This is a genomic window from Streptomyces sp. NPDC079020 (genome assembly GCF_044542225.1).
Classification (GTDB): Bacteria; Actinomycetota; Actinomycetes; order Streptomycetales; family Streptomycetaceae; genus Streptomyces.
In genome coordinates, this window is record NZ_JBITUB010000010.1 from 1 (window position 1) to 14,425 (window position 14,425).

The 14,425-nt window shown below is 70.3% G+C and carries 8 protein-coding genes; 6 read left to right on the forward strand and 2 right to left on the reverse strand.

Annotated features, from left to right (window positions below; genetic code table 11):
- Positions 1-121: 121 nt before the first annotated feature.
- The 5 genes from ACIGJO_RS21330 to fxsT all read left to right on the forward strand — a co-directional run bounded on the left by ACIGJO_RS21330 (position 122) and on the right by fxsT (position 9,224).
- The gene (locus ACIGJO_RS21330; protein ID WP_399960286.1) at positions 122-841 is read left to right on the forward strand and encodes a hypothetical protein; all 720 of its coding nucleotides are present in this window, start codon (positions 122-124) and stop codon (positions 839-841) included.
- 502 nt (positions 842-1,343) lie between these two features.
- Positions 1,344-1,508 carry an FxSxx-COOH cyclophane-containing RiPP peptide gene (gene fxsA / locus ACIGJO_RS21335; RefSeq protein WP_399960288.1) on the forward strand — a complete coding sequence of 55 codons (165 nt, stop codon included), beginning with the start codon at positions 1,344-1,346 and terminating at the stop codon, positions 1,506-1,508.
- Between the two features lie 30 nt (positions 1,509-1,538).
- Positions 1,539-3,818 carry a radical SAM/SPASM protein FxsBH, inactivated beta-hydroxylase extension form gene (fxsBH, locus tag ACIGJO_RS21340; protein ID WP_399960290.1) on the forward strand — a complete coding sequence of 760 codons (2,280 nt, stop codon included), beginning with the start codon at positions 1,539-1,541 and terminating at the stop codon, positions 3,816-3,818.
- A gap of 124 nt (positions 3,819-3,942) precedes the next feature.
- Positions 3,943-5,289 (forward strand): FxsC protein, encoded by a 1,347-nt coding sequence (fsxC, locus tag ACIGJO_RS21345; RefSeq protein WP_329945556.1) that lies wholly within the window; start codon positions 3,943-3,945, stop codon positions 5,287-5,289.
- Complete coding sequence (fxsT, locus tag ACIGJO_RS21350; RefSeq protein ID WP_399960293.1) at positions 5,286-9,224, forward strand: FxSxx-COOH system tetratricopeptide repeat protein; 3,939 nt, start codon at positions 5,286-5,288, stop codon at positions 9,222-9,224. Before fsxC ends, fxsT begins: the two co-directional genes overlap by 4 nt.
- 67 nt (positions 9,225-9,291) lie before the next feature.
- Here fxsT and ACIGJO_RS21355 read toward each other — a convergent pair whose 3' ends face one another.
- Positions 9,292-10,176: an alpha/beta fold hydrolase gene (locus tag ACIGJO_RS21355; RefSeq protein ID WP_399960295.1), complete on the reverse strand. Its 885-nt coding sequence runs from the start codon at positions 10,174-10,176 to the stop codon at positions 9,292-9,294.
- A 410-nt stretch (positions 10,177-10,586) separates the two neighbouring features.
- Between ACIGJO_RS21355 and adhE the strand changes: the two genes are divergently transcribed.
- On the forward strand, positions 10,587-13,184 hold the full coding sequence (gene adhE, locus ACIGJO_RS21360) for a bifunctional acetaldehyde-CoA/alcohol dehydrogenase (protein WP_399960297.1): 2,598 nt from the start codon (positions 10,587-10,589) through the stop codon (positions 13,182-13,184).
- A 168-nt stretch (positions 13,185-13,352) separates the two neighbouring features.
- On the opposite strand, the gene ACIGJO_RS21365 is transcribed toward adhE, so the two are convergent.
- Positions 13,353-14,408, reverse strand: a complete 1,056-nt coding sequence (locus ACIGJO_RS21365; RefSeq protein ID WP_399960299.1) for a DUF3533 domain-containing protein — start codon at positions 14,406-14,408, stop codon at positions 13,353-13,355.
- Positions 14,409-14,425 lie beyond the last annotated feature (17 nt).

Sequence of the window (14,425 nt, forward strand, 5' to 3'; positions counted from 1 at the left end):
CGCATGCTCATCCGACGCTCGACGAGCCGCTACCGCTGGGACGGCCGCCCCACCACCCGACGCCTCAAGTGATCCATTTGCCGGTCGGTCTTAGGCGATCGGCTCTCGGCGGGGGGAGTGCGTGATCGAGACGGACCGGAGCGACGAGGACGGCGGCGTGCCGCTGTCCGACACCCAGCGCAGGGTGCGCCGCAGCCCTCTTCTGTTCACCGCGCCCCTGGTGCTGCTGGGACTGCTGACCCTGGTGCTGATCTGGGAGGCCATCCGCGCCAATATGACGGGCGAGGCGCGGACCGAGTGGCCCTGGCGCCTGCAGCTGCTCGACATGGAGGCGCTGGGCAGCCTGCTGGCCGTGGCCGCCGGGGCGGTCCTGGCCAGGGCGCAGTACGCCCGCACCGTGCGGCCGTACCTCGGCTGGCGGGGAGCCTGGGCCAAGGGGCTCCTGAAGGGGGACGCGGACGCCTGGCGCGTGGGCATACTCAACGGCGGACAGCACATCGCCGTCATCGAGAACTGGGACTGCCGGCTGGTCCGCCGGGGCGAACCCGATGCCGCCGACGCGCCGTGGGTCGATGTCTCCGACGTCCTGGACGACCTGACGGCGGCCGGTCTGCTCGTCAAGAGGGACTTCCAGCTGATCGCCTTCGGTCCGGGATTCCCCCTGGTGGGCACCGGAGGATATGAATCGGTCCTGGTCGGCGCCTTCTCCCGGAAGTTCGTCGAGCAGGTCGACGCGCTCTATGTGCGCGTCAGGGTGACCGACGTCGTGGGCGACAGCCACGAGCGGGTCCTGGACTGCATGAGGGGCTCGCGGGTGGGCTACAACGCCCCGCTCGACTGACGGCCCCCCGCAGGGCGCGTTCGCGGCCCTGTTCGTGAGCGCGTTCGCAGCCATGTCCGCAGCACGTTCGCGGTCCTGCTCGCCTGTGCGTTCGCGGGCGGAGCCCCTGTGACGGAGCGTCCGCCGGCCCGGCGGGACACACCCGGCACCGCGGCGCGGGGCGGTATTCCGTGGCCCGCGAATTCAGGTCACCCGGCAATCCGGAAGTTGCGTGCCCCCGCCGCCTGTGCGTGGGTCCCGTGCCCGTCCGCGGGCGCCCTCACCGGGGAATGCCGCGCAGGCCGCGGGTACCGCCGGTCCCCACCCCCGCGGCCTGCGGTTTCTCCCCTCACCCGACCGGCCGGGCGCGCACGGTGTTTCCCCCGGAGAAACGGGGCGTTAATGGCACGCCGGTCAACGTGTGTGAGGGCTCGGATGGGAGTAAAGTCATGCCGCCGGACGCTGCAATTATGCAGATACCGGTGACATTCAAGTGTCCGGAAACAACCCCTCAAGGACGGCCGTGAAGACCAACGAATCCTCCCCCGCCTTCGCCAACGCGAAGAGTCGTGCACCGCTCGTCGACATCGACGCCCGCAGTGCCGATGCCACCCGGAAGCTCAGCAGGGTTTTCGGCGCCACCGCCGGCCGTCCCACGCGGACTTCGACCTTCAGTTCGGCGCTCTGAACCGGTCCGTCGGATGGCTAGACTGGGGGAATGACAGGACCCCTGGTCCCCTTTCGCGAAATCGTACTCAAGGTGCACAGCCGGTGCGATCTCGCCTGCGACCATTGCTATGTCTATGAACATGCGGATCAGAGCTGGCGTACCCGCCCCAAGACAATCTCTGACGACGCTATTTCCTGGACCTCCCGACGCCTGGCCGAACACGCGGCGACTCATGGGCTCTCTTCCCTTTCAGTGATCCTGCATGGGGGAGAGCCGCTCCTGGCAGGGCCCGCGCGGCTGCGCCGCGTCTGCGAGGAGCTCGGCTCGGCACTGCACGGTATCGCTGAGCTGGACCTCAGGATTCACACCAACGGTGTCCAGCTCAGCCCCCGATACCTCGACCTCTTCGACGAGTTCGGCGTCAAGGTCGGGATCTCGCTCGACGGCGACCGTACGGCGAACGACCGGCACCGCCGCTTCGCGAACGGACGCACCAGCCACCCGCTGGTCCTCGACGCCGTCCATCTGCTCCGGCAGGAGCGCTACCGCCATCTCGACCTCGGCCTGCTGTGCACCGTCGACATCCGGAACGATCCGATCGCGGTGTACGAGGCACTGGCCGAGCTGGAACCGCCGCTCGTCGACTTCCTCCTCCCGCACGCCACCTGGGACGAGCCCCCGCCGCGCCCGGACGGTTCCCCCACCGCCTACGCCGACTGGCTCCTCGCGATCTTCGACCGCTGGACGGAGCAGGGCAGGCCGGTCCCGGTACGGCTCTTCGCCTCGGTCCTCTCCAGCCTGAGCGGCGGCCCCAGCCTCACCGAATCCCTCGGGCTCGCCCCCACCGACCTGGTCGTCGTCGAGACCGACGGGCAGCTGGAACAGGTGGATTCCCTCAAGAGCGCCTACGAGGGCGCGGCGGCCACCGGGTTCGACGTGTTCACGAACTCCTTCGACGAGGTCGCCGCCCATCCCGGTGTCCGGGCGCGGCAGCTCGGCCTCGCCGGGGTCAGCAAGACCTGCCGCAGCTGCCCGGTCGTGCGCTCGTGCGGCGGTGGTCTCTACACCCACCGCTACCGCTCGGCCGGCGGGTTCGACAACCCCTCGGTGTACTGCGCCGATCTGAAGGCGCTCGTCCAGGGCATCGAGGAGCGCGCCGGGGCGTCCCTCGGATTGCCCGCGGTGACGGAGCCGTACGAACTGGCCGGGGAGCAGCAGGACCTGACGCGTACCCTGCTCGCCGCGCTCAACGAGGAACTCGACGGGCGGGGCGGGGAGAGCTGGGACCGGGCGTGGGAGCTGGCGGTGCGGGCCGAGGGGACGGCGGCCGGTGCCGCCGGACTGGACGCCGTGCTCGGCCATCCGTTCACCCGGAGCTGGCTGCTCGACGCGCTGGAGGGGGTACGTGCCGGGCGGCCCGACGACGGCCGGGCGGCGGAGCGGCTGGCCGCGTCCGTGGCCGCCGCCGCCGTGCGCGCCGGACTCGATCTGCCCGTCCGGGTGACGTACAGGGAGGGCCGGTTCTTCCTGCCCACCCTGGGCGCGGTGCGGATCGGCGGACCGGGGGACCGCGGCGCGGCTCTGGTCGGCGGCACCGGCGAGGGGTTCACGGTCCGCCGTGAAGGCGGCGGCCACGCGGAGCCGCACATCGCGCTCGGCGACCCGGACGGCCCCCACTGGCAGCCGGTGCGCCGGGTGACGGCGGCCGGGGCGCCCGGGTTCCTCCTCGACGACCTCGATCCCTACCGCGACTGCTTCGGCACCCCCGTGGCGCCGCGGCTCGGCCGGGACGGGGCCGAGGCCTGGGGCGCACGCCTCGCGGCGGCCTGGGCGCTGCTGGAGGACGCCGTACCGGAACTGGCGGCCGAGGCGGCCGGGGCGCTCACCACCCTGACCCCGCTGGCCCCGTCGGCCGCCGGCGGGGCCGCCGTGGGGCGGCACGGCTACGGGGCGCTCGCGATCGGCGCGGGCGGGGACGCCCGGGAGCTGGCACTCGCACTGCTGGGCGGTTTCCGGCGGGCGAAACTGCGGGCGCTTGCCGAAGTCACGGATCTGTACGCGTCGGACGGTTCCTGGGATCATCGGTTGCCCTGGCGGGAAGAATCCGTATCGTTCTCCCGGCTGCTGACGGAGACCTATGAACGGGCGGGGCTCGGCCTCTTCGCGCCACGGTTCCTCCAGGGCGTACCGGAAGCGCTCGACATGATCGAAAAGGCGGCAGAACCGACCGTCGACGGAAAGCGTCTTCTGGCCGTAGTACGGAAAGAGATCAGCGGTACACACGGGACATGTGGGGGAAAGGGCCGCAACGCTGTTCTTGATCAATAACACCCGGGTCCGAAACCGGGAACGGTTGACCGAAAAGCGGCGTTCAATGACCGAACGCCAGGGGGGTGGAGCGCAGTCCGCTCCGGAATGATGAATTCGCTCGCATTCTTTTCCTACTCCTCGGATGCGAGTGCTCACACAGGACGGGGGTCGTGTGCACGCATCGACGCAGCAGCGAGCGGCGGACCATCGGCCGTACTTCTTTCTGAGTTACGCGCATACACCGGGGTACGGCGGTGGAACGGACCCCGATATGTGGGTCGAACGGTTATTCCAAGATCTGTGCGGCCATGTGATGGCCATGACCGATCTCCCCGCGGGAGCACCCGCGGGGTTCATGGACCGGGAGATACGCTCCGGTGAGGGCTGGTCGGAACGGCTCGGCGGAGTGCTCGCCACCTGCCGGGTCTTCGTTCCGCTGTTCTCACCGCGCTACTTCGCCAGCGAGATGTGCGGCAAGGAGTGGTACGCGTTCGAACAGCGCGCCATCCACCACCGGGCGCGCTCGAACCAGCCGGCCGAAGCGATCGTCCCGGCGCTCTGGGTCCCGGTGCCTCCCAGCCAGCTGCCGGGATCGGCGGAGCGGCTGCAGTTCAACCACCGGGACTTCGGGGACCGGTACGTCAGCGACGGACTCTACGGGCTGATCAAGCTCAGGCTGTTCGCCCAGGACTACGAACGGGCCGTCTACGAACTGGCCAAGCGGATCGTCAGCGTCGCCGACACGGTGCGGATCGACACCGGCCGGCCGGTCGACTACCGCCTCGCCCCCAGTGCCTTCGGCTCGCGCAGCAGCGGCGTGGGCGCCCCCCGGCCGATGCGGATCACCATCTGCGCGCCCACCCGCCACGACCTGCCCGAGGGGCGCAACAGCGACTACTACGGCGACAACCCGCAGGACTGGAACCCCTATCATCCGGCCGCCGCGAGACCGCTGGCCTATGTGGCCGAGGAACTGGTGCGCTCGCTCAACTACCAGGCCGTCATCTCCTCGTTCGACGAGGAGTCCGGGCAGCCCGAGGGCAAACAGTCGCCCAGCACCCCCGAGATACTCCTCGTCGACCGCTGGGCCCTCCAGGACGAGGAGCGGCGGCGCCGGCTCGCCGCCTTCGACGCCGAGAACCGCCCCTGGGTGACCATGGTCGTGCCGTGGAACCGTGACGACCACCAGAGCCGGGCGGCCGAGGCCGAACTCACCGAGAAACTCGAACAGACCATGCCGGCCAAGATGCGGCAGGGGCGGGCCTTCTGCCGCGCGGCGGCCAAAGGAGTGCCGACCATGGACGCCTTCGGGCAGATCCTGCCCCAGGTGGTCGAGGTGGCCGCCCAGCAGTATCTGCGCCACGCGACGGCGTATCCACCGGCCACCGGCGGAGGACACAGCGAACGGACGCGGCTGATGGGACCCATGGGCAACACCAGCTTCCTACCCGACCCGAACGACCCTGCGACGCAAGCGGAGGACGTATGACTGCCGGTCGTGACGGGCGCATCGTCACTTTCTACTCGTACAAGGGCGGTACGGGCCGCACGATGGCCCTGGCCAACACGGCCTGGATCCTCGCCGCCAACGGCAAGCGGGTACTGGCCGTCGACTGGGACCTGGAGGCACCCGGTCTGCACCGGTTCTTCCACCCCTTCCTCGACCCCTCCACCCTCGGTGCCACCACCGGGGTGATCGACCTGATCACCGAGTACGCCTGGGCCGCGACCAGCCCCGCCCAGCGCGCGGACGACTGGCACCGCGACTACGCCCGCATCCAGCCGCACGCGGTCTCCCTCACCCCCGAGGCGCTCGGCTGGGAGTTCCCGCAGGGCGGCACCCTCGACTTCGTCTCCGCCGGACGGCAGAACCGCGAATACTCCGCGACCGTCTCCACCTTCGACTGGGACAACTTCTACGACCGGCTCGGCGGCGGCCACTTCTTCGACGCCCTGCGCGAGGACATGAAGGCCAACTACGACTACGTCCTCATCGACAGCCGTACCGGCCTCAGCGACATCGCCGACATCTGCACCGTCCACCTCCCCGACGTGCTCGTCGACTGCTTCACCCTCAGCGACCAGTCCATCGACGGCGCCGCCTCCGTCGCCCGGCAGATCGCCGAGCGCTACACCGGCCGTCCCATCGCGATCTTCCCCGTCCCGATGCGCATCGACGAGGGCGAGAAGGAGAAGGCCGACGCCGGACGGGCGCTGGCCCGGCTCAAGTTCGACCGGCTGCCGCGCGATCTGTCGGGCGACGAACTCACCGCCTACTGGGGCGCGGTGGAGATTCCGTACCGCCCCTACTACGCCTACGAGGAGACGCTCGCCACCTTCGGGGACGAGGCCGGGCTCACCAACTCGCTGCTCTCCGCCTTCGAACGGCTCACCGCGGTCATCACCGACCGGCAGATCACCGCCATGCCCCCGGTGGGCGACGAGGTGCGCCTGCGTATCCGGGACGCCTTCACCCGCCGCAGGCCCGCGCTACCCGCCGACCTCTTCCTCAGCTATGTGGCGGAGAACCGGATGTGGGCCGACTGGATCGAATCCGTCCTCACCCGGGCCGGCTTTAGGGTCGTCCCGCGCGATGTCTCCGCCGAACGGAGCGAGCGCCCGGAACCGGCGGACGTCACCGCCGAGAACGCGGCCAGGACCGTCGTCCTGCTCTCCAGCGCCTACCTCAAGTCCCAGCGCGCGGTGGGTTTGTGGGACCGCGCGGTCTCCGAGGACCCCGGCGGCGGCCGGCGCCAGCTGCTGCCGTTCAGGGTCGGGGACGTACGTCTCAGCGCCCCCTACATCGACCGCAACCCCGTCGATCTCTTCCGGCTCGACGAGGTGCACGCCACCACGGCCCTGATGCGCGCGCTGGACCGGCCGGTGCAGCTGGTCGACGGGACGTCACCGGGGCCCCGCTTCCCCGGCACCGTGCCGAGGATCTGGAACGCCCCGCCGCGCAACCCCGGATTCACCGGCCGCTCCCTCGTCCTGGAACGGATGCGCGACCAGCTCGGCGGCGGCATGGCGGTCGTCCTGCCGCAGCCGCAGACCCTGTACGGACTCGGCGGCGTCGGCAAGACCCAGGTGGCGCTGGAGTACGTGCACCGCTTCATGGCCGACTACGACCTGGTCTGGTGGATATCGTCCGAGCAGCCCGACGACGTGGTCGCCTCACTGGCCGAACTCGCCGTCCGGCTCGGTGCCCAGGGCGGCGAGGACATGGCCGCGGCCTCGCAGGAGGCCGTCGACCTGCTGCGGCGCGGAGTGCCCTCGGACCGCTGGCTGCTGGTGTTCGACAACGCCGACGATCCCGAACAGCTCCGCCGCTACTTCCCGCAGGGCGGCTCCGGCCACATCCTGGTGACCTCCCGGAACCAGACCTGGTCCCAGCACGGCGACGCGCTGCCCGTCGATGTCTTCCTCCGCGAGGAGTCCATCGAGCACCTCCAGCGCCGCGCCCCGGGACTCAGCGACGACGACGCCGCCCAGGTGGCCACCGCGGTCGGTGACCTGCCGCTCGCCGTCGAGCAGGCGGCGGCCTGGATCGCGGAGACCGCCACCCCCATCGGCGCCTATCTGGAACAGCTCGCCCAGCAGGCCCCCCAGGTCCTCGCCCTCAACCAGCCCGCCGGCTATCCCGAACCGGTCGCCGCGACCTGGAACATCTCCATCGCCCGGCTCAAGGAGCGCTCGCCCGCCGCGGTGCGGCTGCTCCAGCTCTGCGCCTTCTTCGCGCCCGAGCCGATCTCCGGGAATCTCCTCTACAGCAAGGAGATGATCGAGGCGCTGAAGCCGTACGACGCCTCGCTCCAGGAGAAACTGGTGCTCGGCCGGGTCATCCGGGAGATCGGCCGGTTCGCCCTCGCCAAGGTCGACCAGGTGTCCAACTCCATCCAGGTGCACCGTCTGGTGCAGGCGGTGATCAGGGCCCAGCTCAGCGAGGAGGAACAGCGGGAGGCCCGCCATGTCGTCCACCGCATTCTGGCGGGTGCGCGGCCCGACGACGACGAGCCGATCGACAACCCGGAGACCTGGCAGACCTTCGCCACCATCTGGCCGCACCTGGGCCCGTCCGACGCGCGCAACTGCAAGGAGCCGGAGCCCCGCAGGCTCCTGATCGACCGGGTGCGCTATCTGTGGAAGCGCGGGGACGTCCGGACCGCGGCCACCCTCGGTGACGGACTGCGCGAGACCTGGCTGGAGACACTGGGGGAGCGGGACCTCCAGTACCTCTACCTCTGCTTCCACCTCTCCAACATCCTGCGTACGCGCGGACGGTACGTGGAGGCGAAGGAGCTCGACGAGCTGACCCTCCAGCGGCAGCGGGAGGTGCTGGGCCAGGAGCACCCGCACACGTACATGACCACCAGCAGTCTGGCCATCGACCTCGGTCTGCTCGGTGACTACGGCCGGGCGATCGAGCTGGCGACCGACGCCCGCGACGGGTTCAGCCAGATCTTCCACGACGATCACCCCAGGACGCTGGCGGCGGCCAACAACCTGGCCCTGAACCTGCGGAGCATCGGGCAGTACGCCAAGGCCCGCGAGATCGACCAGGACGTCTACGACTCACGGACCGAAGTGCTCGGCGCGGAGCACCCCTACAGTCTCTCCTCCGCCATGAACCTGGCCCGTGACCTGCGGGAGATCGGGCGGTACGAGGACTCCGTCGGTCTGCTCAGCCGCACGTACGACGCCTTCAAGCGGACGCTCGGCCGGAGCTACCCGACCACGCTCAGCGCCGCGAAGAGCCTCGCGGTCTCCCTGCGCAGGGCGGGCCGTTTCGAGGACGCCCACCGGCTGACGGTGGCCACCCGTGCCAGGTACCGCGCGAAGTACACCATGGCCAACCCCGATTCGCTGGCGTGCGACCTCAACCTGGCGGCGGACCTGTTCGCGGCGGGCGAGCCGGTCCAGGCCAGGGACGCGGCACGGGAGGTGGTCGACCAGTACATGAAGGTGCCGGGGGAGAAGCACCCGTACACCCTGGCCGCCCAGAACAACCTCGGTGTCTATCTGTCGGGGACGGGGGAGGCGGAGCAGGCCGAGAAGCTGCTGAAGCAGGTGGTCGCCTCGATGCGGGAGCGGTTCGGCCGCGCGCACCCGAACACCCTGTTCTGCGTGATGAACCTGGCCAGCGCGACCGCGGACCGGGGAGAGCTGGACATCGTGCTGGAGACGGAGGAGCGGCTGTCCTCGCAGCTGCGGGAGGCACTGGGGGCCTACCACCCCGAGACCCTGGCCATGACCTCGAACAGGGCGGTCACGCTCGACGCGCTGGGACGTGAGAACGAGGCGGTGCAGCTGCGGGCGGAGGTGGTCGCCGAGCTGACCAGGCAGCTCGGCGACGAGCATCCGCTGACCCGGATCGCCCGGGACGAGCGCCGGTTCCGGCGCGAACTGGAACCGCTCGCGGTGTGAGCGGGGCCGGACCCGCCCCGGCGGGCCCAGCCCCGGCCGGGGCAGGGCCCGCCGGGGTCAGCCGGGGTCAGGCGGCCGGGCACTCCCGGTCGTCCAGCAGCCAGTTGAGGATCCCGGGGAGCGCGGACAGCGCGTCGAAGTGCGCCGCCGCCGGTTCCAGTACGGCGGTGGCCCCGGGGATCTGGCCGGCCAGCCAGCGGGAGTGGCCGACCGGTGAGAACACGTCCTTCTCGCCGTGCCAGAGCATCACCGGACCGGTGATGTCCGCCGGGGCGAAGCCCCAGGGACGGCAGAACGCGATGGCGTCGTCGATCCATCCGTACGCCGAAGTGCGCAGCCCCTCGCGGTAGTTGCGCAGCAGCATCGAGCGGATCCCGGCGTCGTTGACCACCACGCGGTCGGACGCGGTCAGCTCCCGGCGCAGATCGTCCAGAAGCCTGACCGGGTTCTGCCGGATCTCCTCGGAGCGGATGATGAAGGACTCCGCGAGGCCGTCCGGGTCGGCCGCGGCGGTGGAGTACGCGAGCACATTCGACTCCGCCATCCCCTCGAACCAGTCGAGACCCTCCGCGTCCCAGGGCGCGAGGCCGACCAGGGCGGCGGTGCGGGTGACCCGGTCCGGCATCAGCGCCGCGCAGGCCAGGGCGTGCGGGGCGCCGCCGGAGCGGCCCACGACGGCGAACCGTTCCAGGCCCAGGAAGTCGGCGATCGCCCGTACGTCCTCGACGACATCGCTCACCCGGCGGCCCGCGTGACGGTCGGAGCCGCCGTATCCCGGGCGGTCATAGGTGATCAGCTGCGTACGGCGCTGGTAGAGCACCATGCCGCGCGGAGCGGGGCCCAGCCTGCTGCCCGGCATGCCGTGGAGCAGGAAGACCGGTCTGCCGCGCGGATCACCCAGGCACTCCACCATCAGATGCCGCCCGTCCGCCGCGCGCACCCGACTTCGCACCCGTGCCTCCTCCGCCTCGGTTCCCCGGCCGGTCCGGGCACGGTGTGCCCGGCGTGTGCTGCCTTTTCGATGATGACCCATCAGGGGCGCCACGGGGACTCCTTGTCGGAAGGAACCGTGAAGGTCTTGGCGTGAAGGTACGGCCAGGGGGCTTCCGCCGGATCCCGTACCGCGGCCGCGCGCTTCCCCGCGCGCCGTCGGGCGAATTATTCGTGAACGATTTCACAAGCTCGCGAAGGGCTTTGGTCCCTCGGTGTCTTCGCAGGTGGGAGCAGGTTCCATGGAGAAGAGGGGCGGCCGGGAGAGGACTTTGGGCCCCTCCGTCAGGGTCTTTGGCGGCCGGTTCCGGAGTGATCACAGGTGTCGAATGGAGGTGTCAAGGAGCGCGACTCGATGAAGGAGTTCCTGTCATGCAGGCCGAAGAGATGGTGGACGGACTGGTCCGTAGGGCCTTGAACGCGCTCGACGCATACGGGTCGTTCACACAGGAGCAGGTCGACCACATCGTCAAGAAGGCCTCGCTCGCCGCTCTCGGCCGGCACGGCGAGCTCGCGCGGCTGGCGGTCGAGGAGACCGGGCGCGGGCTCTTCGAGGACAAGGCCGTCAAGAACCTGTTCGCCTGCGAGCACATCACGCACTCGATGGCCGGACTGAAGACCGTCGGGGTCATCGGCCGCGACGAACTGAACGGCATCACCGAGATCGCCGAACCGGTCGGTGTCGTCTGCGCGATGACCCCGGTGACCAACCCGACCTCCACCACCGTCTTCAAGGCGCTGATCGCGCTGAAGACCCGCAACCCGATCGTCTTCGCGTTCCACCCCTCCGCGCAGCACTGCTCGGCCGAAGCCGCCAGGACGGTCCGCGACGCCGCGGTGGCGGCCGGTGCGCCCGAGGACTGCGTGCAGTGGATCGAGGAACCCTCGATGGAGGCGACGGGCCTCCTGATGCGCCACGACGGTGTCTCCACCATCCTGGCGACCGGCGGGAACGCCATGGTCAAGGCCGCCTACTCGTGCGGGAAGCCCGCCCTGGGCGTCGGCGCGGGAAACGTGCCCGCCTATGTCACCAGCAGCGGCAGGCTCCGGCGCGCGGTGCATGACATCGTGCTCTCGAAATCCTTCGACCACGGCATGATCTGCGCCTCCGAACAGGCCGTCATTCTCGACCACGAGGTGTACGACCGGGGTCTCGCGGAATTCGAGCGCCTGGGCGCGTATGTCGTCACCGCCGCCGAGAAGACCAAGCTGGAGGAGTTCGTCTTCGGCACCACGGCCTTCGCCGCCGACTGTTCCGGCGGGAAGCTGAACGCGGATGTTGTCGGGAGGTCCCCGCGGTGGATCGCCGAACAGGCCGGATTCCAGGTCCCCGAGAACACCGCACTGCTGATCGCCGAATGCGCGGAGGTCGGTGAGGGCGAACCGCTCACCCGGGAGAAGCTTTCCCCGGTGCTGGCCGCGCTGAAGGCCGATTCCACCCGGCACGGCCTCGAACTCTCCGCACAGATGGTCGAGTTCAACGGGCTGGGACACAGTGCGGCCATTCACACCGAGGACGAGGAACTGGCCGAGGAATTCGGCAGGCGGGTCAAGGCGGTCCGGATCATCGTCAACGCGCCCTCGACCTTCGGCGGTATCGGCGACGTGTACAACGCCTTTCTGCCCTCCCTCACCCTCGGCTGCGGCAGCTACGGGCACAACTCGGTCTCCGACAATGTCTCCGCGGTCAACCTCATCAACATCAAGCGGATCGGACGGCGCAACAACAACATGCAGTGGTTCAAGGTGCCGCCGAAGATCTACTTCGAGCGCAACGCGCTGCGCTACCTCGGCGAGATGGACGGGCTGAACCGGGTCACCGTGGTCACCGACAGGACCATGGGCAGGCTGGGTTACGTACAGAAGGTCATCGACATCCTGCACTCCCGCGAGGGCGGTCCGGTGACCCTCCAGGTGATCGACGACGTCGAGCCGAACCCCGAGCTGGAGACCGTACGGGCCGGGGCCGCGCTGATGCGCGACTTCGCACCGGACACCATCATCGCGCTGGGCGGCGGCTCCGCGATGGACGCGGCGAAGATCATGTGGCTGATGTACGAGCACCCCGAGGTCGAGTTCGCGGACACCAAGGAGAAGTTCTTCGACATCCGCAAGCGCGCCTACACCTTCCCCTCGCTGGGCGAGAAGGCGCAGCTGGTCGCCGTCCCGACCACGTCGGGCACGGGCAGCGAGGTCACCCCGTTCGCGGTGATCTCCGACCCGGCGGCCGCCCAGAAGTACCCGCTCGCCGACTACGCCCTCACCCCGAACGTCGCCATCGTCGACCCGGTGCTGCCGATGGGCCTGCCGCCGAACGTCACCGCGGACTCCGGGTTCGACGCGCTGACCCACGCCACCGAGGCGTACGTCTCCGTCTACGCCAACGACTACACCGACGGGCTCTGCCTCCAGGCCATCAAGCTGATCTTCGGCAACCTGGAGCGCTGTGTGACCGACGGGCCCCGGGACCCCGAGGCGCGGGAGAAGATGCACAACGCGTCGACCGTCGCCGGGATGGCCTTCGCCAACGCCTTCCTCGGCCTGGTGCACGCCATGGCCCACACCCTGGGCAACACTTTCCATGTCCCGCACGGCCGCACCAACGCGCTGCTCCTGCCGCACGTGATCCGGCACAACGGCCAGGTCACCGGCAAGGCCACCCCCTGGCCGAAGGCCGAGGTCTACCGGGCCCCGGAGCGGTTCCAGGAGATCGCCCGGATGCTGGGGCTGCCCGCCTCCACCCCGGCCGAAGGGGTCGAGTCCTATGCCCGTGCCGTCGAGGAGCTGCGCGCCAAGTGCGGGATCCCGGCCTCCTTCGCCGAGGAGGGCGTCGACGAGACGGCCTTCGTCGAGGCGCTGCCGCAGCAGGCGATGAACGCCTACGCCGACCAGTGCGCCCCCGCCAACCCGCGGATGCCGATGATCGACGACATGATCCGGCTGATGCGGCAGGCGTACTACGGCAGCTGACCGGAGGCGCGCGTACCCCGCCCGGATGCCCGGTGCCGAGCAGGCACCGGGCATCCGGGCGTCCGGGTTTCCGGGCCGTCGGGGCCCCGGGGCCGCCGTCGGGGGTCTTCGGGGTCTTCGGGGTCTTCGGGGTTTTCGGGGAGAGCGCCCGGACGGCCGTGGACGGGCTCAGGTGAGGGGCGGCCCGCCCGGTGCCGTCGCCGCCGCGGGTGCCGGACCGGGCGGGTCCGTCTCCGGCCTGTGCCGCAGGGACAGCAGCAGGGTCCCGGCCGTGCCGACGACCGCCCAGGCGGAGAGCACCAGCAGCGGCCCGGTGACCGCGTTGCCCTTGAAGTACGCGATCGAGCGGGCCACCCAGGTGCCGGCGCCCGGGGGCAGGGCGGGGCCGATCGCCCGCCAGAAGTCCGGCAGCATCGGCAGCGGGAAGGCGCCGCCCGCGCTCGGGTTGCCCGCGACCACGATGATCAGGACGGCCAGTCCGATGCCGACGATGCCGGTGAGCGCCTGCAGGGCGAGCGTGATCATGCCGACCGAGAAGACGACCAGCGCGCCCAGACCGGACAGCCCCCACAGGCTGCCGGGCAGGGCGCCGAGGATCGGTCCGATGATGATCGCGCCGCCGATGCCGCCCGCGATCGAGTACAGCGCCATGACCCCGGTCCGGATCGCCGCGCGCTGCCGGTTGGCGGGCTTGGTGCCGGCGCTGATCGCCAGGATCGAGGCGCAGAGGTAGCCACCCACGCACCAGCCCACGACGAGGTAGAAGGACGAGAGCCCGTCGAAGTCGTCGGGGGAGGCCGGGGCCACGTCCACGGTGCGCACGGTCCGGCGCTGGGTGGCCTCGACCTCGGTGAGGATCTTCTCCAGGGAGGAGGCCAGCACGGTGCCGCCGCCGGAGGCGACCAGTACGGTGTCGGTCCTCCCCACCGGGTCGACGATCAGGGCTCCGTCGATGTCGCGGTTCAGGATCTGCTCGCGGGCCTGTGCGGCGTCACCGACCGCGCGGGGGTCCAGCGGGCCGCCGGGCAGAGCGTCCAGCTGGGTGACGAGCTGCTGGGACATCTGCTGGGGGGCCACCACCCCGAACGGGACATCGGTCGGCTTCGGGCTGTGCAGCGCTCCGACGTAGGACGCGATGAACAGGAGTTGCAGCCCGAGCACACCGATCACGAGCAGCGCGGCCCGTGTGGTGACGGCGTTCTTCACCTCGTCGACGAAAGTCATGCCCCCACGGTCCGGGC